This window comes from Streptomyces resistomycificus, assembly GCF_001514265.1.
Classification (GTDB): Bacteria; Actinomycetota; Actinomycetes; order Streptomycetales; family Streptomycetaceae; genus Streptomyces; species Streptomyces resistomycificus.
In genome coordinates this window covers 104,132-130,434 of the sequence record NZ_KQ948995.1, presented here as the reverse complement: position 1 = coordinate 130,434, position 26,303 = coordinate 104,132, and the positions used below count along the sequence as shown (strand labels likewise).

23 protein-coding genes are annotated in these 26,303 nt (G+C 70.6%); 18 read left to right on the top strand and 5 right to left on the bottom strand.

The annotated features are described in order from the left end of the window. The first annotated feature begins 46 nt into the window (after nt 1-46). The 8 genes from AQJ84_RS25075 to AQJ84_RS25040 all read left to right on the top strand — a co-directional run bounded on the left by AQJ84_RS25075 (nt 47) and on the right by AQJ84_RS25040 (nt 8,677). Nucleotides 47-1,153: a quinone-dependent dihydroorotate dehydrogenase gene (locus AQJ84_RS25075; protein ID WP_053192388.1), complete on the top strand. Its 1,107-nt coding sequence runs from the start codon at nt 47-49 to the stop codon at nt 1,151-1,153. Further along, nucleotides 1,150-1,989, top strand: coding sequence for an orotidine-5'-phosphate decarboxylase (gene pyrF, locus AQJ84_RS25070; protein WP_030038557.1), 840 nt, complete (start codon nt 1,150-1,152; stop codon nt 1,987-1,989). The genes AQJ84_RS25075 and pyrF overlap by 4 nt, the downstream gene beginning before the upstream one ends. Nucleotides 1,990-2,321: 332 nt before the next feature. Then, nucleotides 2,322-2,645, top strand: a complete 324-nt coding sequence (locus AQJ84_RS25065; RefSeq protein ID WP_003977346.1) for an integration host factor — start codon at nt 2,322-2,324, stop codon at nt 2,643-2,645. A 74-nt stretch (nt 2,646-2,719) separates the two neighbouring features. Then, nucleotides 2,720-3,277 carry a guanylate kinase gene (gmk, locus tag AQJ84_RS25060; protein WP_030038558.1) on the top strand — a complete coding sequence of 186 codons (558 nt, stop codon included), beginning with the start codon at nt 2,720-2,722 and terminating at the stop codon, nt 3,275-3,277. A 38-nt stretch (nt 3,278-3,315) separates the two neighbouring features. Then, nucleotides 3,316-3,588 (top strand): DNA-directed RNA polymerase subunit omega, encoded by a 273-nt coding sequence (rpoZ, locus tag AQJ84_RS25055; protein ID WP_003977348.1) that lies wholly within the window; start codon nt 3,316-3,318, stop codon nt 3,586-3,588. Between the two features lie 121 nt (nt 3,589-3,709). Then, nucleotides 3,710-4,912 carry a bifunctional phosphopantothenoylcysteine decarboxylase/phosphopantothenate--cysteine ligase CoaBC gene (coaBC, locus tag AQJ84_RS25050; protein ID WP_030038559.1) on the top strand — a complete coding sequence of 401 codons (1,203 nt, stop codon included), beginning with the start codon at nt 3,710-3,712 and terminating at the stop codon, nt 4,910-4,912. Nucleotides 4,913-5,150: 238 nt separating this feature from the next. Next, nucleotides 5,151-6,359, top strand: coding sequence for a methionine adenosyltransferase (metK, locus tag AQJ84_RS25045; protein ID WP_030038560.1), 1,209 nt, complete (start codon nt 5,151-5,153; stop codon nt 6,357-6,359). Between the two features lie 155 nt (nt 6,360-6,514). Beyond that, nucleotides 6,515-8,677: a primosomal protein N' gene (locus tag AQJ84_RS25040; RefSeq protein WP_053192390.1), complete on the top strand. Its 2,163-nt coding sequence runs from the start codon at nt 6,515-6,517 to the stop codon at nt 8,675-8,677. A gap of 146 nt (nt 8,678-8,823) precedes the next feature. Here the strand turns inward: AQJ84_RS25040 and AQJ84_RS25035 are convergent, their stop codons facing one another. Then, entirely contained in the window at nt 8,824-9,363 is a 540-nt protein-coding gene (locus AQJ84_RS25035) for a hypothetical protein (RefSeq protein WP_030038562.1), read from the bottom strand. 267 nt (nt 9,364-9,630) lie between these two features. Here AQJ84_RS25035 and fmt point away from each other — a divergent pair, with 267 nt between their 5' ends. Beyond that, nucleotides 9,631-10,563, top strand: coding sequence for a methionyl-tRNA formyltransferase (fmt, locus tag AQJ84_RS25030; RefSeq protein WP_030038563.1), 933 nt, complete (start codon nt 9,631-9,633; stop codon nt 10,561-10,563). Between the two features lie 62 nt (nt 10,564-10,625). Then, on the top strand, nt 10,626-12,044 hold the full coding sequence (locus AQJ84_RS25025; RefSeq protein ID WP_030038564.1) for an RsmB/NOP family class I SAM-dependent RNA methyltransferase: 1,419 nt from the start codon (nt 10,626-10,628) through the stop codon (nt 12,042-12,044). A 16-nt stretch (nt 12,045-12,060) separates the two neighbouring features. On the opposite strand, the gene AQJ84_RS25020 is transcribed toward AQJ84_RS25025, so the two are convergent. Further along, nucleotides 12,061-13,239 carry a class I SAM-dependent methyltransferase gene (locus tag AQJ84_RS25020; RefSeq protein ID WP_030038565.1) on the bottom strand — a complete coding sequence of 393 codons (1,179 nt, stop codon included), beginning with the start codon at nt 13,237-13,239 and terminating at the stop codon, nt 12,061-12,063. A 188-nt stretch (nt 13,240-13,427) separates the two neighbouring features. On the opposite strand from AQJ84_RS25020, the gene AQJ84_RS25015 reads away from it, so the two are divergent. From AQJ84_RS25015 to AQJ84_RS24995, 5 genes are all read left to right on the top strand, one after another. Continuing rightward, a complete protein-coding gene (locus AQJ84_RS25015; protein WP_030038566.1) occupies nt 13,428-14,579 on the top strand; it encodes a cytochrome P450 family protein in 1,152 nt (383 codons plus the stop codon). Between the two features lie 43 nt (nt 14,580-14,622). Then, nucleotides 14,623-15,876: an activator-dependent family glycosyltransferase gene (locus AQJ84_RS25010; protein ID WP_053192392.1), complete on the top strand. Its 1,254-nt coding sequence runs from the start codon at nt 14,623-14,625 to the stop codon at nt 15,874-15,876. Nucleotides 15,877-16,030: 154 nt separating this feature from the next. Continuing rightward, on the top strand, nt 16,031-16,378 hold the full coding sequence (locus AQJ84_RS25005) for a muconolactone Delta-isomerase family protein (protein ID WP_051869600.1): 348 nt from the start codon (nt 16,031-16,033) through the stop codon (nt 16,376-16,378). Continuing rightward, nucleotides 16,368-17,543 (top strand): class I SAM-dependent methyltransferase, encoded by a 1,176-nt coding sequence (locus AQJ84_RS25000; protein ID WP_030038570.1) that lies wholly within the window; start codon nt 16,368-16,370, stop codon nt 17,541-17,543. The genes AQJ84_RS25005 and AQJ84_RS25000 overlap by 11 nt, the downstream gene beginning before the upstream one ends. Before the next feature lie 14 nt (nt 17,544-17,557). After that, nucleotides 17,558-18,745 (top strand): aromatic ring-hydroxylating oxygenase subunit alpha, encoded by a 1,188-nt coding sequence (locus tag AQJ84_RS24995; RefSeq protein ID WP_198536369.1) that lies wholly within the window; start codon nt 17,558-17,560, stop codon nt 18,743-18,745. Nucleotides 18,746-18,815: 70 nt separating this feature from the next. Here the strand turns inward: AQJ84_RS24995 and AQJ84_RS24990 are convergent, their stop codons facing one another. The 3 genes from AQJ84_RS24990 to AQJ84_RS24980 all read right to left on the bottom strand — a co-directional run bounded on the left by AQJ84_RS24990 (nt 18,816) and on the right by AQJ84_RS24980 (nt 22,264). After that, nucleotides 18,816-20,408 carry an FAD-binding oxidoreductase gene (locus tag AQJ84_RS24990; RefSeq protein WP_225877135.1) on the bottom strand — a complete coding sequence of 531 codons (1,593 nt, stop codon included), beginning with the start codon at nt 20,406-20,408 and terminating at the stop codon, nt 18,816-18,818. A 45-nt stretch (nt 20,409-20,453) separates the two neighbouring features. After that, nucleotides 20,454-21,641, bottom strand: a complete 1,188-nt coding sequence (locus tag AQJ84_RS24985; protein WP_030038573.1) for a cytochrome P450 — start codon at nt 21,639-21,641, stop codon at nt 20,454-20,456. A gap of 122 nt (nt 21,642-21,763) precedes the next feature. Then, on the bottom strand, nt 21,764-22,264 hold the full coding sequence (locus AQJ84_RS24980) for a MarR family winged helix-turn-helix transcriptional regulator (RefSeq protein WP_030038574.1): 501 nt from the start codon (nt 22,262-22,264) through the stop codon (nt 21,764-21,766). A gap of 104 nt (nt 22,265-22,368) precedes the next feature. On the opposite strand from AQJ84_RS24980, the gene AQJ84_RS24975 reads away from it, so the two are divergent. Genes AQJ84_RS24975 through AQJ84_RS24965 form a run of 3 tightly spaced genes read left to right on the top strand, consistent with a single transcriptional unit; the run spans nt 22,369 to nt 26,259 of the window. Continuing rightward, entirely contained in the window at nt 22,369-23,850 is a 1,482-nt protein-coding gene (locus AQJ84_RS24975) for an MFS transporter (protein ID WP_157874999.1), read from the top strand. After that, a complete protein-coding gene (locus AQJ84_RS24970; protein ID WP_030038576.1) occupies nt 23,843-25,699 on the top strand; it encodes a DEAD/DEAH box helicase in 1,857 nt (618 codons plus the stop codon). The genes AQJ84_RS24975 and AQJ84_RS24970 overlap by 8 nt, the downstream gene beginning before the upstream one ends. Further along, on the top strand, nt 25,699-26,259 hold the full coding sequence (locus tag AQJ84_RS24965; RefSeq protein ID WP_030038577.1) for an SWIM zinc finger family protein: 561 nt from the start codon (nt 25,699-25,701) through the stop codon (nt 26,257-26,259). The genes AQJ84_RS24970 and AQJ84_RS24965 overlap by 1 nt, the downstream gene beginning before the upstream one ends. The last annotated feature ends 44 nt before the right edge of the window (nt 26,260-26,303 follow it).

Genomic DNA, 26,303 nt, shown 5'->3' with positions numbered 1-26,303 from the left:
GTCCCCCTCTTCATGAGGCGCATCGAGCTTTAGAGGACACGCAGAGATGTACAAGCTTTTCTTCCGCCTGGTGTTCACCCGGATGGACCCGGAGCAGGCCCACTACCTGGCCTTCCGCTGGATCCGGCTGGCCGTCCGCATCCCCGTGCTGCGCACCTTCGTCGCGGCGGCCCTCGCGCCCCGCCACAAGGAGCTGCGCACGGAGGCCTTCGGGCTGCGGATGCACGGCCCCTTCGGGCTCGCCGCCGGCTTCGACAAGAACGCCGTCGCCATCGACGGCATGTCGATGCTCGGCTTCGACCACGTCGAGATCGGCACCGTCACGGGGGAGGCCCAGTCGGGCAACCCCAAGAAGCGGCTGTTCCGGCTCGTCAAGGACCGCGCGCTGATCAACCGCATGGGCTTCAACAACGACGGCTCCCTGGCCGTCGCCGCCCGCCTGGCCTCCCGTACGCCCGTCTTCAGGACGGTCGTCGGCGTCAACATCGGCAAGACCAAGGTGGTCCCGGAGGAGGAGGCCGTCGGCGACTACGTGAAGTCGGCCGAGCGGCTGGCGCCGTACGCCGACTACCTGGTCGTGAACGTGTCGTCGCCGAACACCCCGGGGCTGCGCAACCTGCAGGCGGTGGACCACCTGCGTCCCCTCCTGAGCGCCGTCCGCGAGGCGGCCGACCGCACGGTGACCTCGCGCCGCGTCCCGCTCCTGGTGAAGATCGCGCCCGACCTGGCCGACGAGGACGTCGACGCCGTCGCGGACCTGGCCGTGGAACTGGGCCTGGACGGGATCATCGCCACCAACACCACCATCGCGCGCGAGGGACTCGGCCTGACCAGCGACCCCGGCCTGGTGAAGGAGACCGGAGGGCTGTCCGGGGCACCGCTCAAGGCCCGCTCCCTGGAGGTGCTGCGCCGCCTCTACGCGCGCGTGGGGGACCGGATCACCCTCGTGGGCGTCGGGGGAGTCGAGAACGCCGAGGACGCCTGGCAGCGCATCCTGGCGGGCGCCACCCTGGTCCAGGGCTACAGCGCCTTCGTCTACGAAGGCCCCTTCTGGGGCCGCGCCATCCACAAGGGACTCGCCGCACGCCTGCGTACGAGCCCCTACGAGAGCCTCGCCGACGCGGTCGGCGCCGACGTGAGGAAGACGGCATGATCGAGTCCTTCGGTGCCCGGCTGCGCCGCTCCATGGACGAGCGCGGCCCCCTGTGCGTCGGCATCGACCCGCACGCCTCCCTGCTCACCGAGTGGGGTCTGAACGACGACGTGGCGGGCCTGGAGCGGTTCAGCCGTACGGTCGTGGAGGCGATGGCGGACCGGGTCGCCGTCCTCAAGCCGCAGAGCGCCTTCTTCGAGCGCTTCGGGTCGCGCGGTGTCGCCGTCCTGGAGAAGTCGGTCGCCGAGGCGCGGGAGGCCGGCGCGCTGGTCGTGATGGACGCCAAGCGCGGCGACATCGGCTCGACCATGGCCGCGTACGCCGAGTCCTTCCTCCACAAGGACGCCCCGCTCTTCTCCGACGCGCTGACCGTCTCGCCGTACCTCGGCTACGGCTCGCTGGCGCCGGCCGTCGAGCTCGCGCGGGAGAACGGGACCGGACTGTTCGTGCTCGCGCTGACCTCGAACCCGGAGGGCGGCGAGATCCAGCACGCCGTCCGCCCGGACGGCCGGGACGTCGGAGCGACGATCCTGGCCCACCTGACGGCCGAGAACGCGGGAGAGAGGCCCCTGGGGTCCTTCGGGGCCGTCGTGGGCGCCACGCTCGGCGACCTGTCGTCGTACGACCTGGACATCAACGGCCCGCTGCTGGCGCCCGGCATCGGCGCCCAGGGGGCCACCCCGGCCGACCTGCCCGGGGTGTTCGGCACCGCCGTGCGCAACGTCGTGCCGAACGTCAGCCGGGGTGTGCTGCGGCACGGTCCCGACGTGGCAGCGCTGCGCGCCGCGGCGGAGCGGTTCGCGGAGGAGATCAGGGCCGCCGTCGCAGCCGTCTGAGGCTTTCGTGACGGTCGTCGCCGGCGTTCGAGCCGGTCGCCCGAGTCCTCCGATGAGTGGCTCGGAGTCGACTTGAGCCTGAATACATTCTCAAATCCGGGGCATTATGTCTGAAATGTCCGTCCTGACGGAGGCTGACCAGGACTTTTCCGCTGTTCTCGCTGACTCTGGCGGACTTGGCCGCTAGTCTCCGACGAGTGGGGGCACCTCCCACGCTTTTAAGGCAGTGGGGGAGAACGGGCAAGCGTGTTGCTCGTAGCTCCCCAGGTGTGGGGCGACTAGGTTCCTCACCGGTCCGTATCCGACAGTTCGACATCCGAGGTGACGTAGGCGTGGCTCTTCCGCCCCTTACCCCTGAACAGCGCGCAGCCGCGCTCGAAAAGGCCGCCGCGGCTCGCCGGGAGCGGGCCGAGGTCAAGAATCGACTCAAGCACTCCGGCGCCTCCCTGCATGAGGTCATCAAGCAGGGCCAGGAGAACGACGTCATCGGCAAGATGAAGGTCTCCGCCCTGCTCGAGTCGCTGCCTGGCGTGGGCAAGGTCCGCGCCAAGCAGATCATGGAGCGACTCGGCATCTCCGAGAGCCGTCGTGTACGCGGCCTCGGTTCCAACCAGATCGCTTCCCTGGAGCGTGAGTTCGGCAGCACCGGCTCCTGATCCCGGGGGGTACCCCGAGGGGTACTCCGGGAAGGGAGTCCCGGGCACTCCGGGATTGCTGGAATAATCGCTGCATGAGTGAACGTCCGCGGCTGACCGTGCTCTCCGGCCCCTCCGGGGTCGGCAAGAGCACGGTCGTCGCTCATATGCGCAAGGAACACCCCGAGGTCTGGCTCTCGGTGTCGGCGACGACCCGCAAGCCCCGCCCCGGGGAGAAGCACGGGGTCCAGTACTTCTTCGTCACCGACGAGGAGATGGACAAGCTGATCGCCAACGGTGAGCTGCTGGAGTGGGCCGAATTCGCCGGCAACCGCTACGGCACGCCGCGTGCGGCCGTGCTGGAGCGCCTGGAGGCGGGCGAGCCCGTGCTCCTGGAGATCGATCTCCAGGGCGCCCGGCAGGTCCGTGACTCCATGAAGGACGCCCAGCTGGTGTTCCTGGCTCCTCCCTCCTGGGAGGAACTCGTGCGCAGACTCACCGGACGGGGCACCGAGCCGCCCGAGGTGATCGAGCGCCGCCTGAAGGCGGCCAAGGTCGAACTGGCGGCCGAGCCGGAGTTCGACGTGACCCTGGTCAACACCTCCGTCGAGGATGTAGCGCGCGAGCTGCTAGCCTTGATGAAAGTTGTGTGATCATGACTGATCTTTTCCCATCCATCGGAAGGTAGAGCGTGTCCTCTTCCATCTCCGCGCCCGAGGGCATCATCAACCCGCCGATCGACGAGCTTCTCGAGGCCACGGACTCGAAGTACAGCCTCGTGATCTACGCGGCCAAGCGGGCCCGCCAGATCAACGCGTACTACTCGCAGCTCGGCGAGGGCCTCCTCGAGTACGTCGGTCCGCTCGTCGACACCCACGTCCACGAGAAGCCGCTGTCGATCGCCCTGCGTGAGATCAACGCGGGTCTGCTGACGTCCGAGGCCATCGAGGGCCCGGCGCAGTAGTATTTTCAGCTTGCGATGAGCTTTTCCACAGGCCCGGCAGCACGACTGTCGGGCCTGTGGTGTGTGATGGAGTCGTACGGCGGGAGCCGCGTCGTACGTTTCCGACGTGCGGGGAGAGACGGTGGACAAGCCGAAGGTCGTTCTCGGGGTCAGCGGTGGCATCGCCGCGTACAAGGCCTGTGAGCTGCTGCGCAGACTGACCGAGTCCGGGCACGACGTCCGGGTGGTGCCGACCGCCTCGGCCCTGCACTTCGTCGGAGCCGCCACCTGGTCCGCGCTCTCCGGCAAGCCGGTCTCGACCGAGGTCTGGGACGACGTCCACGAGGTGCCGCACGTCCGCATCGGCCAGCACGCCGACCTGGTGGTCGTCGCCCCGGCCACCGCGGACACGCTCGCCAAGGCGGCCCACGGCCTCGCCGACGACCTGCTCACCAACACCCTGCTCACCGCCCGTTGTCCGGTCGTCTTCGCCCCCGCCATGCACACCGAGATGTGGGAGCACCCGGCCACCCAGGAGAACGTGGCGACACTGCGCCGCCGGGGCGCGGTCGTCATCGAGCCGGCCGTCGGCCGCCTCACCGGCGTCGACACCGGCAAGGGCCGGCTGCCCGATCCCGCCGAGATCTTCGAGGTCTGCCGCCGTGTGCTGGCCAGAGGCGTGACGGAGCCGGACCTCACCGGGCGGCATGTCGTCGTCAGCGCCGGCGGCACCCGCGAGCCCCTCGACCCGGTCCGCTTCCTCGGCAACCGCTCCTCCGGCAAGCAGGGATACGCCCTCGCCCGAACCGCCGCCGCGCGGGGCGCCCGGGTCACGCTGGTGGCCGCCAACACCGGTCTGCCCGACCCGGCCGGCGTGGACGTCGTCCCCGTCGGGACCGCCGTACAGCTGCGCGAGGCGGTGGTGAAGGCCGCCGCGGACGCGGACGCGGTCGTCATGGCCGCGGCGGTCGCCGACTTCCGGCCCGAGACCTACGCGGCCGGCAAGATCAAGAAGAGGGACGGTCAGGACCCGGACCCCGTCGTCCTCGTACGGAATCCGGACATCCTCGCGGAGATCTCGGCCGACCGCGCCCGCCCCGGCCAGGTGGTCGTCGGCTTCGCCGCCGAGACGGACGACGTGCTGGCCAACGGGCGCACGAAGCTCCGGCGCAAGGGCTGTGACCTCCTCGTGGTGAACGAGGTGGGGGAGCGCAAGACCTTCGGCTCGGAGGAGAACGAGGCGGTGGTGCTGGGCGCCGACGGCAGTGAGACCCCGGTGCCGTACGGCCCGAAGGAAGCCCTGGCCGAAACCGTGTGGGACCTGGTGGTCGCACGGCTGGGGTGAATGTTTCATTCGTTTCGCGCTCCCCCCAAACCTCACACATTGGGGCGTGGCCCCCTGGCCAAGCCCGCTCGGGACCGGGCAGAATGCCCGTGCCGCAGGTCACAGCCCTCCCGAGAGGCGAGACAGGGGGGCCGTCGGCCGAGCGCGACCGATAAACTGTTCTCGGACGACGCCGGGCGCAGCCCCCGTCCCGTCCGCCCATGATCAGCCAGCAGCCGCTGCAACCCCAGGGAGCGTTGTGTCCCGTCGCCTGTTCACCTCGGAGTCTGTGACCGAGGGCCACCCCGACAAGATCGCTGACCAGATCAGCGACACCATTCTCGACGCGCTTCTGCGCGAGGACCCGACCTCTCGCGTCGCCGTCGAGACGCTGATCACGACCGGCCTGGTGCACGTGGCCGGTGAGGTCACGACCAAGGCCTACGCACCGATCGCCCAGCTGGTCCGCGACAAGATCCTGGAGATCGGCTACGACTCCTCGAAGAAGGGCTTCGACGGCGCCTCCTGCGGTGTCTCGGTGTCCATCGGCGCACAGTCCCCGGACATCGCCCAGGGCGTCGACACCGCCTACGAGTCCCGGGTCGAGGGCGACGAGGACGAGCTGGACCGCCAGGGCGCGGGTGACCAGGGTCTGATGTTCGGTTACGCCACCGACGAGACCCCCACCCTGATGCCGCTGCCGATCTTCCTCGCCCACCGGCTGTCCAGCCGCCTGTCCGAGGTCCGCAAGAACGGCACGATCCCCTACCTGCGCCCGGACGGAAAGACCCAGGTCACCATCGAGTACGACGGTGACAAGGCGGTCCGTCTGGACACGGTGGTGGTCTCCTCGCAGCACGCGTCGGACATCGACCTGGAGTCGCTGCTCGCCCCGGACATCCGCGAGTTCGTCGTCGAGCCGGAGCTGAAGGCGCTGCTCGATGAGGGCATCAAGCTCGACACCGAGAACTACCGGCTGCTGGTGAACCCCACCGGCCGCTTCGAGATCGGCGGCCCGATGGGTGACGCGGGTCTGACCGGCCGGAAGATCATCATCGACACGTACGGCGGCATGGCCCGCCACGGTGGCGGCGCGTTCTCCGGCAAGGACCCGTCCAAGGTGGACCGTTCGGCGGCGTACGCGATGCGCTGGGTCGCCAAGAACGTGGTCGCCGCGGGTCTGGCCTCGCGCTGCGAGGTGCAGGTGGCGTACGCGATCGGCAAGGCCGAGCCGGTCGGCCTGTTCGTGGAGACCTTCGGTACCGCCAAGATCGACACCGAGAAGATCGAGAAGGCCATCGACGAGGTCTTCGACCTGCGTCCGGCCGCCATCATCCGCGACCTCGACCTGCTGCGCCCGATCTACGCCCGCACCGCGGCGTACGGTCACTTCGGCCGCGAGCTGCCCGAGTTCACGTGGGAGACGACGGACCGGGTGGACGCGCTGCGGAAGGCCGCGGGGCTGTAGGTCCATCCCCCTGACTGCTCAACGGGTCCGGCACACTCCCACGGGAGAGTGCCGGACCCGTCCGGTTTCTCACCCGCGAGAGGACTGCTTGCGTCCCGCCGCCGGCGAACCTCGGGCACCGTCGGATGTCAGAGGGGTTTGGTAAGAATGCAAGGGTGAGCAGCGAGGACGGGTCGGTGGACGGTGGGGCGGGGGCGCCGCCTGAGCAGCTTGCGCTGGTTCGGGAGAGTGTGCGGAAGGCGAAGGAGCCCCGGGCCAAGCCGCGGACCTGGCGGGGGGCCGCGCTCGCCGAGGAACTGCCGGTGGCCCGGGTGCTGGTCGACAAGGGTGTACTGCACCTCGACCGGTACTTCGACTACGCCGTGCCGCGGGAGCTGGACGCCGACGCGCAGCCGGGGGTGCGGGTCAGGGTGCGGTTCGGGGCCGGGCGGCATCGGGTGCGGGACGGGCGGCGTGAGGGCGGCGGGCTGATCGACGGGTTTCTCGTCGAGCGGCTGGCCGAGTCGGACTACTCCGGGCCGCTGGCCGCGCTGGCCCAGGTCGTGTCGCCGGAGCCGGTGCTCGGCGGGGAGCTGCTGGGGCTGGCCCGGGCCGTGGCCGATCGGTACGCCGGCAGCCTCGCCGACGTGCTCCAGCTCGCCGTGCCGCCGCGCAGCGCGCGGGCCGAGCAGCGACCCTCGCCGGCGCCGCTGCCACCGCCGGGCGCGCCCGACGCGGGGTCCTGGGGGCGGTACGAGCACGGGAGCGCGTTCTTGGAGGCGTTGGCCTCCGGCGGTGCGCCGCGGGCCGTCTGGAACGCGTTGCCCGGGCCGCAGTGGAGCGAGGAGCTGGCGCGGGCGGTGGCGGCGACACTGGCATCCGGGCGCGGTGCGCTGGTCGTGCTGCCGGACGGACGGGCGGTCGCGCGGGTGGACGCCGCGCTGACGGCGTTGCTGGGGGAGGGGCGGCACGCCGTGCTGACCGCCGACGCAGGGCCCGAGAAGCGGTACCGGGAGTGGCTGGCCGTGCGGCGGGGGGCGGTGCGGGCCGTCGTGGGGACACGGGCCGCGATGTTCGCCCCCGTGCAGGATCTCGGTCTGGTCGCCATCTGGGACGACGGCGACGACAGCCACAGCGAGCAGCACGCCCCGCAGCCTCATGCGCGTGAGGTGCTGCTGCTGCGGGCGGCCCAGGACAAGTGCGCTTTCCTGTTGGGTAGTTGGAGCTGCACTGTCGAGGCCGCCCAGCTCGTGGAGAGTGGATGGGCCCGGCCCCTGGTGGCCGGGCGGGAGCAGGTGCGGGCCGCCGCTCCCCTCGTGCGGACCGTCGGGGACCAGGATCTCGCGCGGGACGAGGCCGCCCGGGCCGCCCGGCTGCCCACCCTCGCCTGGCAGGTCGTCAGAGAGGGGCTGAAGCACGGGCCGGTGCTGGTCCAGGTGCCGAGGCGGGGATACGTGCCCCGGATGGCGTGCGCTAACTGCCGGGCGCCGGCCCGCTGTAGGCACTGTGCCGGGCCTCTGGAGGCACAGGAGTCCGGGGCCGCCCTGCGGTGTGGCTGGTGCGGGCGGGACGAGGGTGCCTGGCACTGCCCGGAGTGCGGGGCGTTCCGGCTGCGGGCGCAGGTCGTGGGGGCGCGGCGGACCGCGGAGGAGCTGGGGCGGGCCTTTCCTGCCGTACCGGTGCGGACCTCCGGGCGCGAGCAGGTGCTGGACACCGTGACGTCGGCGCCCGCACTGGTGGTGAGCACCCCGGGGGCCGAGCCCGTCGCCGAGGGCGGGTACGCGGCCGCGCTGCTGCTGGACGGCTGGGCCATGCTGGGGCGGCCCGACCTGCGTGCTGGTGAGGACGCGCTCAGGCGGTGGATCGCGGCGGCGGCCCTGGTACGGCCGCAGGGTGCGGGCGGCACCGTCGTGGCCGTGGCCGAGCCCACCCTGCGTCCCGTGCAGGCGCTCGTGCGGTGGGACCCCGTCGGCCACGCGGTACGCGAGCTTTCCGAGCGGGCCGAGCTGGGCTTCCCTCCGGTGTCGAGGATGGCGGCCGTGTCGGGGACCGCGGAGGCGCTCGCCGAGTTTCTCGGAGCGGTGGAACTGCCTTCGGAAGCCGAGGTCCTAGGGCCTGTGCCAGTACCTTTCACGGCTGCGGGGCGCCCGCGCCGGGTGGGGGCGCCGCCTCCCGGCGAGCACTGGGAGCGGGTGCTGATCCGGGTACCGCCGGGGACGGGTGCGGCGCTGGCGTCCGCGCTGAAGGCGGCGCAGGCGGCGCGGATGGCTCGTGGAGGCGGTGGCGGGAGCGGGGAGACGGCGGTTCGGGTGCGGGTCGATCCACCCGATATCGGGTGAGGGAGACGGGGCGCGCGGCCCTGGCGGGTCATCGGCCGGAACATGCGACTGCCCTCCCGGATGCGCCGGGAGGGCAGGGAGGGCAGGCAGGGAGGGGAGAAACGGCGACCGTTAGCCGTTAGCCGTTAGCCGTCAGCCGTCAGCCGTCAGCCGTTGCGCGGGGCCGGGAAAGCCGTGGGCCTCGCCTCGTCCCGGAGGGACGGGCTGCCTGCCGTCGGCTGGGTCGGCATCGAGCGGGCGGCGGGGACCGTGGGCACGGCGGGGATGCCGGTGCTCACGACCGTGCGGGAACCCGCAGGGTCCGGCGTCCGCTCGGGCTCGGTCGTCGTCTGGGCGGCGGCGCGGCGCGCTCCGTAACGGCGGTGCACCGCCTGCTTGGTGACTCCGAGGGCTGAACCCACCGCGTCCCAAGAGAAGCCGAGTGAGCGGTCGAAGTCCACGGCGGCCGTGACCAGGGTCTCGACACTGTCCCGCAGCTCCTGGGCGAGACGGACCGTCGGGGCGGGAGCACGTCCGTAGACGACGAAGCCCGTGGAGGGTCCGGAGCGGCGCGGACGGTAGACGTTGCCCAGCTGGGCGGTGAGCGTGCGCAGCGCGTCCACCTGCCGGCGGACCCGCTCGATGTCCCGCACCAGCAAGTGCAGGCTGGCCCGAGCCTGGGCGTCGTGGGTTGCGTGGTCGGCCATGAACAAGCCTCTCGAACCGGCGATGAAAAGGATGGGCCGCGCGATGTGCGGCCCGTTGTGGTCAACTCTGTCTTGACCAACGCGTGGGCGCTCCGCTGGTCACGCACCGGGGGCGTATGGGCATATTCGTGCGCCGGGGGCTAAGGGTTTGCGCCTCGGCCCCGCGGTCCCGCACTCCGGCGACGCACCTCGCCCCACGGGCGGCGACACCTCGCCATACACTTGTGCGTTGCCCGCGATCCCCGCCCGAGAGGCCCGAACCCACCCATGAAGCTCGTCTTCGCCGGCACCCCCGAGGTCGCCGTTCCCGCTCTGGACGCTCTGCTCGCCTCCAAGCACCACGAGGTGGCCGCCGTCGTCACGCGGCCCGACGCGCCGGCCGGCCGTGGGCGGAGGCTGGTCGCGTCTCCCGTCGCCCAGCGGGCGGAGGAGGCCGGAATCGAGGTGCTGAAGCCGGTCAAGCCGCGGGACCCGGAGTTCCTGGAGCGGCTCAGGGAGATCGCCCCCGATTGCTGCCCGGTCGTGGCCTACGGCGCCCTGCTGCCCAGGGTGGCCCTGGACGTCCCCGCCCACGGCTGGGTCAACCTGCACTTCTCGCTGCTGCCCGCCTGGCGCGGGGCCGCGCCCGTGCAGCACGCCGTGATGGCCGGGGACGAGCTCACCGGTGCCACGACCTTCCTGATCGAGGAGGGCCTCGACTCCGGGCCCGTCTACGGGACCGTCACCGAGACGATCCGGCCCACCGACACCAGCGGTGACCTGCTGACCCGGCTCGCGTTCGCGGGCTCCGGGCTGCTCGCCGCGACCATGGACGGGATCGCGGACGGCACCCTGAAGGCCGTACCGCAGCCCGCCGACGGCGTCACCCACGCCCCGAAGATCACCGTCGAGGACGCCCAGGTGGACTGGGCCACCCCGGCGCTGCGGGTGGACCGGGTGGTGCGGGGCTGCACGCCGGCTCCCGGTGCCTGGACGGTCTTCCGGGGCGAGCGGCTCAAGCTCGTCCAGGCCCGATCCGTGCCCGAGCGGACCGACCTCGCGCCCGGCGCTCTCTCCGTCGGCAAGAACGACGTGTACGTCGGCACCGGCTCGTACGCCGTCGAGCTGCTGTGGGTGCAGGCGCAGGGCAAGAAGCCGATGAAGGCGGCCGACTGGGCGCGCGGGGTGCGCATCGGCGAGGGCGAGACCCTCGGCGCGTGAGGCCGGGGCCGGCGGACTTACGCTTGGTGGGTATCCCCTCTGAAATCCGGAGCACCTTTTTCGTGAGTGAGCAGCCCCGCCGGCCCCGCGGCACCGGCAAGCCCTACCGTCGGCCACAGAAGGACCCCGTCCGTATGCTCGCCTTCGAGGCACTGCGGGCCGTGGACGAGCGGGACGCGTACGCCAACCTCGTCCTGCCCCCGCTGCTGCGCAAGGCACGGGAGAAGGGCGACTTCGACGGGCGCGACGCGGCGCTGGCCACCGAGCTGGTGTACGGGACACTGCGACGGCAGGGGACGTACGACGCGGTCATCGCGGCCTGCGTCGACCGGCCGCTCAGGGAAGTCGATCCGCCGGTGCTGGACGTGCTCAGTCTCGGCGTGCACCAACTGCTCGGCACCCGCATCCCGACGCACGCCGCCGTGTCTGCCTCCGTCGAGCTCGCCCGGGTGGTGCTCGGCGACGGGCGGGCCAAGTTCGTCAACGCCGTGCTGCGGAAGGTCGCGCGGGACGACCTCGACGGCTGGGTCGCGAAGGTCGCGCCACCCTACGACGACGACCCCGAGGAGCACCTCGCCGTCGTGCACTCGCATCCCCGCTGGGTCGTCTCCGCACTGTGGGACTCGCTCGGCGGCGGGCGCGCCGGGATCGAGCAGCTCCTGGAGGCCGACAACGAGCGGCCCGCGGTCACCCTCGTCGCGCGGCCCGGGCGGTCCACCGCCGAGGAGCTGCTCGGCGAGGAGGCCGCCGAGCCGGGGCGCTGGTCGCCGTACGCCGTACGGCTGGCCGAGGGCGGTGAGCCCGGCGCCATCGAGGCGGTGCGGGACAACCGGGCCGGCGTGCAGGACGAGGGCAGCCAGCTCGTGGCGCTCGCCCTGGCCAACGCGCCCCTCGAAGGGCGGGACGAGAAGTGGCTCGACGGATGTGCCGGGCCGGGCGGCAAGGCGGCGCTGCTCGCCGCGCTCGCCGCCGAGCGCGGGGCGTTCCTGCTCGCCTCCGAGAAGCAGCCGCACCGTGCCGGGCTCGTCGCCAAGGCGCTGGACGGCAACCCCGGGCCCTACCAGGTCATCGCCGCCGACGGCACCCGGCCGCCGTGGCGGCCCGGCTCCTTCGACCGGGTGCTGATGGACGTACCGTGCACCGGCCTGGGCGCCCTGCGGCGGCGTCCCGAGGCGCGGTGGCGCAGGCGCCCTGCGGACCTCGACGGGTTCGCCCCGCTGCAGCGGGGCCTGCTGCACACCGCGCTGGACTCCGTTCGGGTCGGCGGGGTCGTCGGCTACGCCACCTGTTCGCCGCATCTCGCCGAGACGCGGGCCGTCGTGGACGACGTGCTCAAGCAGCGTCCCGAGGCCGAACTGCTCGACGCGCGGCCCCTGTTGCCCGGGGTGACCGACCTCGGAGAGGGCCCGGACGTGCAGCTGTGGCCGCATGTGCACGGGACCGACGCGATGTATCTGGCGCTGCTGCGGCGGACCGGCTGACGTCGGGCGCCCCGCGTCACGACTGGGACGGGTACCAGGTCCGCGGGTCCTCGGTGCGCGGAACCCACGCCGGGGTGCCCTGCTCGGTGTTGACGCCCTTCTCGATCACGGCGAGGTTGTGGTGCACGTGGATGCCCGTCACCGTCGACTCGGTCTGTGAGGGCGGCTGGTCCGGTGTCCGGATCTGCTCCTGGTGGTTGAGCCCGTCGAGCAGTGTCTTGACGAAGCCCATCGAGGTGGCGGAGGCGTTCAGGTCGGTGCTTCCGCCCCAGCCGGGCCAGTAGCTGGACTGCATGTCCTCGATGACGTACAGCCCACCGTGCCGCACCTGGGGAAAGAGCACGGAGAACGAGGTGAGGACATGCTGGCTGAAATGGCTGCCGTCGTCTATCACCACGTCGAACGGACCGTACTCGCGCGCGAAGTCGGTGAGGAACGCGGCGTCACTCTGGTCGCCCTGGACGGTGCGCAGGCGGGGCTCGGTGACACCCTGCTTGGGGTAGAGGTCTAGGCCGTAGACCTGGCCGCGCCAGAAGTAGTGCTTCCACATGCGCAGCGACGCGCCGCCGAGATCCGGGGCGTCGTAGCCGCCGACGCCGATCTCCAGGACCTTCACCCGGCGGTCCCGCAGGGGCGCGAAGTACTGCTGGTAGTGCGGGGTGTACCAGTGGCCGCCCCACTTGTCCGCGTCGAAGCGCACCGCGAGTTCCGTGAGATCGGTGAACCGCCGGGAGACGGCATCCGTGGCCTGGTGGGCGGCCAGCACGGCAAGGCGTCGCTGCCGTAGCCACGGGTCGTCGGCGGCCAGGCCGTGCGGCTCGTCGGAGTCCTTGACGACCAGCTCACGGGTGCCTTCGTGACGGCCCGGTGAGAACACCGCGCGCAGTAGTTCCGACAGGTCCTGGCGGTATGTCACCGGCGCCAAGGGGTCGTGGCCCGGCTCCACCTCCCGGGTACCCGGGCCGAGGGCGAGCAGGTAGTGCAGCCGCTCGCCGCCGAAACCGAGATCGAACTGCACGGCCACCTTCTCCGGGGGGTCGGAGAGCAGCCGGGCCCGCGAGGAGACCTCGGCCAGCAGCGCCTCGGCGACCGTCGAAGCTCCCAGGTCGGCTATCGCGGCGTCGGCCTCGCCGGGGGGACGGTCGGCCAGGGTGATCAGGTCGGCGAGCCGGCGGTCGTCCAAGACCGGTTTCATGAATCACTCCTCGAAGATCGTCCGGTGCGGCCGCACAGCCGGCGCGGACGGCGTCCGCGCCGCCGGTGCCGGCCGTCCTGGGACGGTAGGACCGTCGCCTCGGACGGCACTCAAGGAGGGCTCGACCGCCGCCCGCTGTTCGAGGGTTCTTAGAGGACCCTTCGAGCACCGCGGGTCACAGTCGGGACGTGGAGATACGGACGCACAGTGAGCTCGGCCGGTCCCTGCTGACCGAGCGAGGTATGCAATGGCTGCACGCACACGGCGGAGATCCCTACGCCCGGCTGCTGCGGGCGGAGGAGGACGACCCCCGGGCCCTCGCCGAGCGGATCCGCGCACTCGGACCGCTGTACCGCAGCGGCACCGGTGCGTGGGTCACCGGAAGTCGTGCGCTGGGCGCGGAGATCCTCGGTGATCCGAGGCTGGAGCCCCGTGTGCCGGAGTTCGGCCTCGGCGCGGTGTGGGGGCAGGGGGTGGCGGGTCCCGAACCGGTGAGCACGGATGTCGGCGAGCCCGCCGGGGCGGCGGTCCTGAACCCGCGGGCGGGCGATGTCGAGCGGCTGTGCCGTGCGGAGTTGGGCCGGGCGGGCAGCACCTTCGACCTGGTCTCCGACGTCGTGCGCCCGGTCCTCGTGTCACTGGTCAGCGAGCTCCTGGCTGTACCGCCGGGACGACGTGACACGTTCGAGCGGTGGTGCGGCGCGGCCTCGATCGCGTTGGACGCGGTGCTGTGTCCGCCGACGCTTCCCCGGGCCCTGGCCCTGAACGGCGCGGTCGAGGGCCTTCGAGATCTGCTCGCGGAGTCGGCCGGTTCCGATGACGGCACGATCGTCGCGGGGACGCGGGCGTGTGTGGTGGGCGTCGAGGTGACGACGAACCTGATCGCCAACACCATGCTCGCGCTGCTCGAAGATCCGGAGCAGTGGCGGCTGTTGGGCGCGCGTCCCGGGTCGGCGGAGGCCGCCGTGGAGGAGACGCTGCGCTACGACCCGCCGGTCAGGCTCGACAACCGTGTCGCGCGAGAGGCCCTGGACCTCGCGGGCCGCACCGTCACCGCGGGCGACGAGGTCGTCGTGCACATCGGCGCGGCGAACCGCGACGCCGCGACACTTCGCTCCCCCGACCGATTCGACCTGCGGCGCGAGACCACGGGAGGCCACCTCTCCCTGTTGGGCGGAACGCCTCTCGGTTCCGTCGCACCGATGGCCCGGAACTCGGCGGCCGCGGTGCTCCGGGTCCTGGCCGCATGCCTGCCCGGCCTGCGGCGGACCGGCCCTGTGGTGCGCCGGCTGCGTGCCCCCGTCACGCGGGGCATCGTCCGGTTCCCGGTCGGCGTCTGAGGCTCGTGGCCATGAACACCCACCCCCTGGAAGGGCATGCACCATGCGCGTTCTGATGACGTCGCTCGCCGTCGAAGCACACTTCAACGGCGCGGTGCCGCTGGCGTGGGCGTTGCGTGCGGCGGGGCACGAGGTCCGGGTGGCCAGCCAGCCGGCGCTGACCGGGACCATCACCCGGGCCGGCCTGACCGCCGTGCCCGTGGGCACCGACCACGTCCACCACGACCTCGTACGCCATCTCGGCGCCGAACTCACCGGTTTCTACCGCGACATCGACTTCACGGGGGAGCGCGGCGACGACTACCTGTCGCTCAAGGGCGCCAACACCCTGCTCACCGCGACCTTCTACGCGCAGGCCAACAACGACGCGATGGTGGACGAACTCGTCGACTACGCCCGGTACTGGCAGCCGGACCTGGTGATCTGGGAACCGTTCACCTTCGCCGGCGCCGTGGCCGCACGGGCCAGCGGGGCCGCGCACGCCCGACTGCTGTGGGGACCGGACCTGTTCCTTCGCATGCGCCAGGCGTTCCGCCGGCACATGGAACTCCTGCCGGAGGAACTGCACGACGACACCCTCGAGGAGTGGCTGACCTGGACGCTCGACCGCTTCGGCTGCGACTTCGACGAGGAGACGGTGGTCGGCCAGTGGAACATCGACCAGATGCCGGAGGGTATCCGGCTGCCGTTGGGGCGGCCGACGGTACCGATGCGGTACGTGCCGTACAACGGCCGGTCCGTCATCCCGGACTGGCTGCGCGAGCCGCCGCGACGACCGCGGATCTGTCTCACGCTGGGCATCACCTCCCGCGACATGGCCTATCCGAATCTCGTCTCGCTCGACGAACTGTTCGAGGCGGTCGCCGAGTTGGACGTCGAGATCGTCGCGACGCTCACCGAGGCCCAGCGCGCCGAAGTGGCGCGGGTGCCGGACAACACCCGGGTCACGGACTTCGTGCCGCTGCACGCCCTCCTGCCGAGCTGCTCGGCCGCGGTTCACCACGGTGGTGCCGGGACCTGGTCGACCGCGGCCGTGTACGGGGTGCCCCAACTGGTGATCGCCGACATGTGGGACAACGTGTACCGGGCGCGGCGGCTTGCTGATCTGGGCGCCGGCCTGTTCCTGCCGCCGGACGAGCTCACGGTGGCCGGCCTGCGCGACGGCCTGGAACAGCTGCTGACGAAGCCCTCCTTCCACGAGGACGCGCAACGGCTCCGGGAGGCGATGGTGGCCGAGCCGAGCCCCGCCGGTGTGGTGCCCGCCCTGGAGGAACTGACCCGGCAGCAGCGGAACTGACCCGCAGCAGCGGAACTGACCCGGCAGCACCGGACGCGAGGGGAGTGCTCCCCGCCGACCGCGGATCTCGAGCCGCGTTCGATCGGTCCTGTACGGCGTCCCCATATTTTCTGCTGGACACGTGGCACAGAACGGCTGTCAACGAGGAGGATGAATGGCGTTGTTCGCGGTACTGGCGACGCAGGCCCCCGCGGCGGGCGAGCGCGAGGTGTTCCTGCGCCGGCTTCCCGAAGGGTTCGCCTACACGAAGGAGTTGGTGGACAAGGGTGTGATTCGGCACAGCTGGATCCGGGTCGGCGCGTCCGGCGGACTGAACATCTACGACGTCGACTCGCACGAGGAGTTGCTCTCCGTCCTGTACAGCAACCCGGTCAGTCCCCACCTGAGGTTCGAGGTGATCCCGCTGGCCGAACCGGAAAGCTTCGACCCTGCGGCCTACCTGTCGAAGTGGAACGCGAAGACGCGGAACGACTCCGTGGGAGAGGCCGCACATGTCCACTGAAAGCGACCTGCTCGATCGTGTCATCCAGGCCGGGACCGCGTCGGACGCGGAGATGTCCGGGCTCCTCAAGGACGCCGGTCTCGAAGCGGTGGTCCGCGTCCTGGTCGACGAAGTGCTGTTCCGTTGTGACGAGCCGGTCAACGCGATCCCCGTGGACATCGCGCTGGACATCACGCACGAGACCGAGCGGCGACGGGTTGTCTTCCGTATCGTCCGGGACAGGCCGATGGAGATCGTCGGCTCCGAGGAGTCGGTGATCCGGCGCGAACTGCGCATGGACGTGAAGGACTTGCTACGGCGGCTGTTCGGGCATGCGGACCACCGTCGTACCGGGGACTTCTACGACTCCTTCCTGCCGACCCGGCCCGACGACCTGTCGGAGCTGCCGGCGATCCTCGCGGCGACCAACCTGGCCTCCGGCACCCTCCTGTCCGGGTGCACCGTCCGGGACGTCGATCTGGGGGCCCTCTCCGTCGCATACGGATCGGACAAGTGGGCCAGCTTCCACTGGTACACGGCCCACTACCAGAGTCAGTTCGCCGCGTACCGGAACCAGCCGGTGCGCCTGCTCGAGATCGGGATCGGCGGGTTCGACGGGGAACTTGGTGGATCCTCCCTCAAGATGTGGAAGAAGTACTTCCATCGTGGCGAGATATTCGGGCTCGACCTGTTCGACAAATCCGCTCTGAACCAGCCCAGGCTGACCGCTCTGGTGGGAGACCAGGGAAATGCCGAGACGCTGGTCGCCATCGCTCGGGAACACGGTCCGTTCGACATCGTCATCGACGACGGCAGCCACGAGAACGAGCATGTCCGCGTCTCCTTCGAGGCGCTGTTTCCGTATGTGCGCAGTGGTGGCCTCTACGTCATCGAGGATCTGCAGACGTCCTACTTCCCGAGGTTCGGCGGGACCGCGGGCGCTGAGGCCGGGCCCGACACCTCGGTCGGGTTGCTCAAGAGACTGCTGGACGACCTGCACCACCAGGAGCAGGAACCGAAGAGCGGTGAGCAGCCGACCGTGACACAGGACGGCGTGGTCGGCGTGCGGGTGTTCCGGAACATCGCGTTCATCGAGAAGGGCGTCAACGGGGAGGACGGGATTCCCGGGTGGATGGATGACGAGGCGTGGGTCGCTCTGGGCGCGATCCCTCCGACGACGGACTGAAGCAAGGGAGAAGCATGATGGGCCGTTCCCTCGACACGGGAATACCGGGCGGCGTCGCCCAGGAACCGTCGGTCGCGGACATGGTGGAGGAGCTGCGGTGCTATCTCCGGCCGGATCCCCCCGCGCTCAGCCTGCCCCCTCGTCTGTTCACCTCGCCGCGGCTCTACGCATCGGAACGCGCCCGGATCTTCGGACGCTCGTGGATGATGGTGGCGCACCGGGACCAGCTCGCGAGCCCCGGCGACTACGTCGCCCTGGAGATCGCCGGCGAGCCCGTGGCGATCACCCGGGGCACCGACGGGCTGCTGCACGGCATGTCGCCGATCTGCCGGCACCGCATGATGCCGCTCGTGGCATCCGGTGCGGGGCAGACCAAGGACTTCACCTGCCCCTACCACCTGTGGCGTTACCACCTCGACGGCACTCTGCTGGCCGCCACGCACATGCGCGGAAACCCCGACTTCGACCCCGCGGCCTGCCGGCTCCCGGCCTTCGCCGTAGAGGAGTGGCGGGGGTTCGTCTTCGTCAACCTGCAGGCCGACGCCGCTCCGCTGGCCGGCCATCTGGCCGGTGTGGACGGGGACTTGGCCAACTACCGCCTCGACGACATGGTGCAGGTCTCCACCTGGACGGAGGAATGGCGGTGCAACTGGAAGGTCGCCGTGGAGAACAGTTACGAGAACTACCACGCGATCGGCTTCCATCCGAACACGGTGAAACCGCTCATGACCGGTGGGATCGACATGGAGGTACACACCGACTCCCCACTGATCACGCGGCTGCTCACCCGGACCGGGGAGCCGATGGAGCCTTCCGTCCTGCCGTTGACCGAGGAGGAGAAGCAGGTTCTGTACAGCTTCCGGATGTTCCCGTGCAGCAGTCTGGCGACCTTCGGCGAGAGCGTCGCGTGGATCACCCTCATCCCGCTCTCCATCGACCGCACCGAGGTGCGCGGTGGGACGCTGATGCCGGCGGCAGCGCTCGAAGGCGCCGACGTGGAGGCGATCCGTAAGCAGACGGAGCAGTTCACCGGCGTGATCAACACCGAGGACCGGCTCGGACTGGAAGCCGTCCAGCGCACCCTCGGCTCCCGGTTCATCGAGCGCGGACATCTCAGTCCCAAGGAGCCCGGGGTCCTGGCCTTCTACCGCAACCTGGCCCTGGCCCTGGCGGAGGACGAAGCCGAGCCCGAGGGCCGCTGACACACGGCGAAGGGGCCGCGCGATCCGGAAGCGGATCGCGCGGCCCCTTCGCCGTGAGGTGTGCCGGTCGTCAGTCCGGCGGCCGGATCGAGAGACTGTGCCGGAAGACGTCGCGAGGGTCCCAGCGAGCCTTCACCCGTTGCAGCCGCGGGTAGTTGTCCTTGTAGTAAAGGGTGTGCCAGGGCGTGCCCGAGGTGTTCCACCGCGGATCGGCCAGATCGGTGTCGGGGTAGTTGATGTAGGAGCCGTCACTGATCTCTCCGGGGACCGGGACGCCGCCGGTGTCGGCGAAGACCTCCCGGTAGAACTCGCGCATCCACCCGATGTTCCGCTCGTCTGCCGCCGGGTCGGTCCACGTGTCGAAGAAGAAGGCCTTGAGCACCGCGTCCCGCTGCGCCGTGGCCGTCGCGTCGGGTGGTACCGCGGACACCTTCCCGCCGTAGGCGGCGAAGAGGATGCCGGCGGCCGGGTTGTCGTAGTCCTCGTCGGTCAGCCTGCGGTAGACGGTGTCCGTCTGGGTGTCCGCGAAAGCCTTCCGCAGGTAGGCCGCCTTGCACTTCGCGCGGAGCCCGAAGACGTTGTCGGCCACCCGCGGATACAGCATCGAACGCAGCCACGGCGTCGTGCGCACATCGTGCGTGTACGGGACCGGGACACCGTCCGTGACCGCCGCCACGTAGTCGTTCACCATGCCCTCCGCGTCGGGGAGCGAGGCGTCGAGCTGGGTGCTCAGCGAGAACACCCCCGACTGCTTGCGCAGGGCCGTCAGGATGCTGAACAGGGCGGCGTAGGGCGAGTTCGGCGCGCTGTGCCGTTCGTGCCAGCGCCCGTGGTTGCGCAGCAGCCGGCGGAAGGCATCCTCCGTCATGTCCGCCCACGACCACTGGAGGTAGCTGTCCAGCACGGCGGCGGGCGGGGCGGGCAGCAGCCGGGTGGGGTCGGTGCCCTCGGCCCCGGGAGTGCGGAACCAGTAGCGCGTGACGATGCCGAAGTTCCCGCCCCCGCAGCCGGTGTGCGCCCACCAGAGATCCCGGTTCGGGTCGGCGGCGTCCCGGGTGGCCACCACGGCCTTCGCGGTGCCGGAACGGTCCACCACCACGACTTCCACGCCGTACAGGTGGTCCACGACGCAGCCGTGCAGCCGGGTCAGCGGTCCGTAGCCCCCGCCGAGCACATGCCCGCCGATGCCGACCGTCGAGGTCAGGCCCGCGGGAATGGTCACGCCCCAGCCCTTGAGCAGGGTGCGGTACACGTTTCCGAGGAGGGCGCCGGGTTCCACGGCGAAGGCGGCGCGCTTCCCGTCGTAGCCCACGGCCGTCATCTCGGACAGGTCGACGAGCAACTGCGTCGTGGGGGAGTCGACGAAGTCCTCCAGGCAGTGACCGCCGCTGCGCGCCACCACCCTGGCCCCGGACCGCACCGCGTCCTGGACCGCCTGCACGACCTGAGCGGTCGAACCGACGACCCGGATCTGCCGGGGGCGGCAGCGGAATCTGGCGTTGCCCGCGGTCGACAGTTCCGCGTACCGCGGGTCGCCGGGGGTGATCGTCACCGGTCCTACGGCCGGCACGCAGTCCCGGGCCGGGGCGGCGGCCGGGGTGGCGGCCGAGGTGGCGGGACTCATGCCCGTCGCCAGTCCGGCCAGTACGGCTCCGTCGGTCATCACTCTTCTCCGCGAGATCTCAGCCATGGGACGTCCCGTGCCGCCTCACGCGGCGACCAGATCGAGGGGAAGCCGTTTGGCACCTTGGAAGCCCCGTGGATCGTGGTAGACGATCGGCTCGTCGACAGACACGGCGAAGTCGCGGTACCTGTCCAGCAGGGCCTTGAGGGCGATCCTGACCTCCAGCCTGGCCAGCGGCGCGCCGAGACAGAAGTGGACGCCCATGCCGAAGGCCAGGTGGCGGTTGGCGGTCCGATGGATGTCGAACGTGTCCGGATCCTTGAACTCGTCCTCGTCGCGGGAGACCGAGACCAGGGCCACGCTGACCTGTGAGCCCGCCGGTATCTCACACCCACCGAGTCGGACCGTCTCCTTCGCCCGGCGATCGAGCCAGAACAAGGGCGACCGGTAGCGCAGGACCTCCTCGATCATGTTGGGGAGCAGCCCCGGGTCGGCCCTCAACTGCCGGGTCGCTTCCGGGTTCTCGTCCAGGCAGAGGATCGCGTTGCCGAGCAGGGTGCTGGTGGTGAGATGGCCGGCGATCAGCAGCAGGGCGAGAAAGCCCACGATCTCCTGGTCGTCCAGCTTCTTGCCGTCGGTCTCCGCCGCGATGAGGTCGTGTATCAGGCCCTCACGGCGCGAAGTGCGGTACTGGCGTACGTGGTTGAGCAGATACGCGTTCATCTCACGGATCGCCGGGGCCATCGCGGCCACACCCTGCTCGCTGAAGATGGCGTCGATGCCGTTGTCCACCAGCAGCGCGTCCGCCCATTTCCGGAAGAGGGCGCGGTCGGAGACCGGCAGGCCCATCACCTCGGCGATGACGGTGACCGGCAGGGGCTGTGCGAGGTCGGTGACCAGGTCGATGTGGTCGCGGCCTCGCATCGCGTCCAGCAACTCGTTGGTCACCGCCTCGATCCGGGGCGCCATCCCCGCCACGAACCGGGGTGTGAAGCCCTGGCTGACCAGGCCGCGCAGCTCGCGGTGGCGCGGCTGGTCCATGTTCTGGAAGTTGCCCTTCGAGAACGTGTTGAGGTCCTCGTGGTCCGGAATGAACTCACTGAGATCATTGGAGAAGGTGTTGGCATCGGTAGCGACGGTCATCGCGTCGGAATAACGGAACACCTGCCACCGGCCGGTGTCCTTGTCCTGGCTGACCGGCTCGGTCCGGCGCATCTGACGGTACGAGGTGAGCATGTCGCGCACCTCGTCGGGAACGTGCGGTCCACCCATCGAAATCGCTCCTCGCGTTGCTGACGGAGATCGCGTTTCGGTGCATTGCACCGGAGCGGGCTCGAACACCGGTGGAATGCCGCTGGACCTGGGGTGCTCCTGTCGACCGCGGACCCGTGGCGCTACTCGTCGGGTTGCGCGGAACGCAGCCTGTCCACCTCCGCGATCGCGCTGTCGCGGGCCGCCTCCACGAAGCGCAGCAGCGTACGCAGCTGGTCGTCGTCGAAGTCCGCCAGGTCCCCGTGGGTGCGGGCGGTCAGACCGGCGTAGTAGGTGGTGATCCGGTCGAGGCCCTCGGCCGTCGGCTCGATGACGATCCGCCGTCGGTCGCCTGGGTCCGGCACCCGCTTGACGCAGCCCGCGTCGGCCAGCCGGTCGATCATGCGCGACGTCGAGCCGGGGGTGAGGCCGACGCGCCCGGCCAGGACGCTGGCCGTGGCCGGCCCGTCCTGGTGCAGCGCGTGCAGACAGTGGAAGTCGGTCGCCACCACGCCCATGCGGTTGGCGATCAGCGTGTTGATCTGGATGAGCTGGGTGATCCACTCCGGCAGCGTGCCCACGACCTGGGCGGCCAGCGACTCATCGACGTCGTTCTGGGCGGTTTCCTGCTGCTTCTTCGTCATGTTGACACGACCCGACCGTCTCGTTAGATTGTGTCGCGCAATTGTTGCGTCGCACACTACGTGTGTGACGCACTATAATGACGTTCCTGTCCGAGGAGCAAGTAGTGTCCAGCACTCCTACGGCATCGATGGCGAAGCGAGGCCGAACACTGGCCTTAGTAGTCATCCTGCTCGCGATGTTCATCGACCTCATCGGTGTCACCATCCTCAATGTCATCCTGCCCTCCATCCAGACGGGGCTCGACGCGAGCCCGGCCGCTCTGCAGTGGATGCAGGCCGGCTACACCCTGGCTCTGGCACTGGGCATCGTCTGCGGGGCCAGGCTGGGGGACATGCTCGGCCACAAGCGCGTCTTCGTCGTCGGCATGCTGGGGTTCGCGGCCGCGTCGGCGCTGTGCGCCCTGTCCGTGGGTCCGGAGATGCTGGTCGGCGCGCGGGTGGTGCAGGGCGCCTTCGCCGCCGCGGTGATCCCGCAGGTGCTCTCCCAGATCCAGGTCATGTACTCCGCGGAGGAGCGAGGCGGCCCGATGGCCGCCTACGCGTCGCTCTCCGGCCTCGCCGCCACCCTGGGCCCCATCGTCGGTCCGGCGCTGCTGGAGTGGGACCTCGCGGGAGCGAGCTGGCGCATGGCGTTCTGGGTGAACGTGCCGCTCTCCCTCCTCGTCGCACTGACCTCCGTGAAACTGCTCCCGGACAGCCGTACGGCCGACGCGGTGCGCATCGACGTGACGGGCGTCGTCATCTCGACCGTCGGCCTCCTGCTGGTCCTCTACCCCCTGATCGAGGCCGCGGACCCGAGCCGGCGGACCGTGTGGTCGTATCTGTCCATCGCGGCGGGGGTGGTCGTCCTCGGCGGGTTCGCCGCCTACGAACGCCGGGTCAGCGCCCGGGGCGGGTCACCGCTGCTGGAGATGTCGTTGTTCAAGTTCCGCTCGGTGCAGGGCGGTCTGCTCGTGCAGCTGCTGTTCTTCGTCCCGGCGATGGGCTTCTTCCTCGTGTTCATGCTCTTCCTCCAGCACGGAATCGGCATGAGCCCGATGGATTCGGGTCTGATGATGCTTCCCTGGTCGATCGCGGTCCCGGTGTTCGCCACCGTCTCGGCGGCGGTGCTCCTGCCCAGGATCGGCCGGCTCACCGTGCAGATCGGGCTGGTCGTGATGGCGGTCGGATTCGCCCTGATCGCGTTCGCGGCCGCCGGAGCCACCCAGGACACCGGGTGGACGGACCTGTTCTGGGGTGTGCTGGTCGGCGGCGCGGGTATGGGCATGCTCGTGGCGCCCCTGATGCAGCTGACGTTGAGCGACATGCCGGTGGAGTCCGCCGGATCCGGCTCGGCGCTGTACAACACCATCACGCAGCTGGCCGCGTCGGTCGGTGTGGCGGTGGTAGGGACGGTCTTCTTCACCAGCATCGAGGATGTCGCGCACACACCCGCCGCGGTCGCCGAGGGCTACGGCGACGCGCTGGCCACCTCGCTGTGGCTGGGCGTGGGCCTGCTGGCGGTCGCGTTCGTCAGCAGCTTCCTGCTGCCGCGCGGCCCGGTCGCGACGACCGAGGAGCCCGCCGGCGAGGTGGTCAGTGCCTGAGCTGCCCGGCCGACTGCAAGCCACCTTCGTTCCCGCGGAGGGCGCCATGGCCTGGTGGGGCGTGGCCGATCTGGACGCGGCGGTGCGGGACCACCGACTGCCCGCCGGCCGGGCCGCCACCTGCCGCCTCGCGCTTCCGGAACCGGACCACGTGGCCCCGGCGACCGTCGACGTCCAGTACGCCGACCTCGACGTCGCGTTGCCCGCCCTGCGAGCCCTCGACCCCGACCGGACGGCGTACAGCGCCTCCGTGCGGGCGTGGCGCGAGGCCGCGACCCTGCCGGACGAGAAGGACGAGCCCTTCGCCGACCTGAGCACCCGGATGCCCACGGCCGCCCACGCCGTACTCAACCCGGAGGGCACCGCCGTCACCTCGGCGACCGCCCTGCTGCACCAGTTCCGGCAAGTGGTGAGCACGCGGGGCGCGCTGCGATCGACCACCGTCCAGGCCGAACTGAGGCCCTATCAGGTCCACGGCGTGGCGTGGCTGCGCTCCCTGCCCGGCCTGGGCGGCGGGGCGATCCTGGCCGACGAGATGGGACTGGGCAAGACGCTCCAGGCGATCTGCCTGCTGGCCACCCGGTCTCAGACCGGTCCGCACCTCGTGGTGTGCCCGACCTCCCTGGTGGGCAACTGGCGACGCGAACTGGCCCGCTTCTCGCCGACCACCCCCGTGGTCGGCTATCACGGACCGCGTCGGGCGCTCCCGGACTCCTTCGCTCCCGGAACCGTGGTCATCACCAGCTACCCGGTGCTGCGCATGGACGAGACGCTGGGGAAGACCGACTGGGACGTGGCGGTCTTCGACGAGGCGCAGCAGATCAAGAACCCGGACGCCCTGGTCAGCAAGGCCGCCGCCCGGCTCCGCGCGGACGTGCGGATCGCCATGACCGGCACTCCAGTGGAGAACCGGCTCGAGGAGCTCTGGTCGATCTTCCACGTGACCAGCCCCGGCCTGCTGGGCAGCCGCGCCCGCTTCCGTCAGCGGTTCGCCACGCCCATCGAACAGCGTCGCTCCGCGCCCGCGGCGGCGGCACTCAACGCCCTGGTCGCCCCGCACCTGCTCCGACGCACCAAGGCCGAGGTAGTTGCGGAACTGCCGGCCAAGCAGTACTCGACGATCGTGTGCACGCTGTCCGACGAACAGGCCAGGCTCTACCGGGAAGCCGTCGACCGTGCCTTCGACGACGGGCTCGGCGGCGGGATCGAGCGGCGCGGCCGCGTCCTGGCCCTGCTCACCTCTCTCAAACAGATCTGCAACCACCCCGCCCAGTACCTCCGCGAGGAGGCCGCGGAGACCGGCCGTTCCGGCAAGTTCGACAGGGCCGCCGAGATGCTGGCCGAAATCGTCGACGACAGTGATCGGGCCCTCGTGTTCACGCAGTACCGGGCCATGGGCGAGTTGCTGGCCGGTCACCTCTCCAACACCCTGGGAACCGGGCCGATCCCGTTCCTGCACGGTGGCCTGTCCACGGAGAGGCGCGACCAGCTCGTGCACGCGTTCCAGGAGGACGACGACGCACCGCCCGTCCTGCTGCTGAGCCTGCGTGCCGCGGGGTTCGGGCTCAACCTGACGCGGGCCAACCATGTGATGCACTACGACCGCTGGTGGAACCCGGCAGTGGAGGAGCAGGCCACCGACCGCGCTCACCGCATCGGCCAGCAGCGCACCCTCAACGTGCACGCGCTCGTCACCGGCGGCACCATCGAGGACTACATCGCGCAGATGCACGAGACCAAACGCGGGTTCGCCGACGTGGTCTCCGGCAACACCGAAGCTGCCCTGGCCAACCTGTCCGACGAGGAACTGCACGCCGTACTCGAGCTCGACCTGGGAGCCCTCACCTGATGTCGGCCGAATTCGGAGCCACCCCCTGGGGCCGAGTGTGGGTGCGCACGGTCGAGTCGACGGTCGCGGCCGCGCCCAACCCGGCGCTTCCCAAAGCGCGCAGCCTCGCCCGCAACCACGCCGCCACCCTGTCCGTCGAAGCCGGACGGGTCGAGGCCGAGGTGGTCGTGTCCGGTGTGACCCACCAGGTCCGGATCGACCTGCCGAACTGGTCCGACCGCGAGCAGGCGGAGGCCGAACGTCTCATCGGCAAGGCGCTGGGCGACCACCTCGGCCTGGCGGCCGGAGATCTGCCCGACAGTCTCGAGGCGGACCTGAGGCGCGACAACATCGGCGTCGCGGTACCACTCGACGAGATGGAGGCCGTGTGCCCCTGCCGCACCAGGCGCAGGCCCTGCGTCCATGTGCTGGCCACCCTCTACACGTTGTCGCAGCGCATCGACGAACGCCCCATGCTCGCCGTCGAGTTGCGTTCTCCGGGGTGGGAGCCGACCGCGCCCTCGGATCCTGACTGGACGCCGCTGGGCGACCTCGACGCGGAGGATTTCTACGGAGCCTGAGAGGGGCGCCGCCGACGGTTCGGGAGCGCGGGACGAAGGCGCGG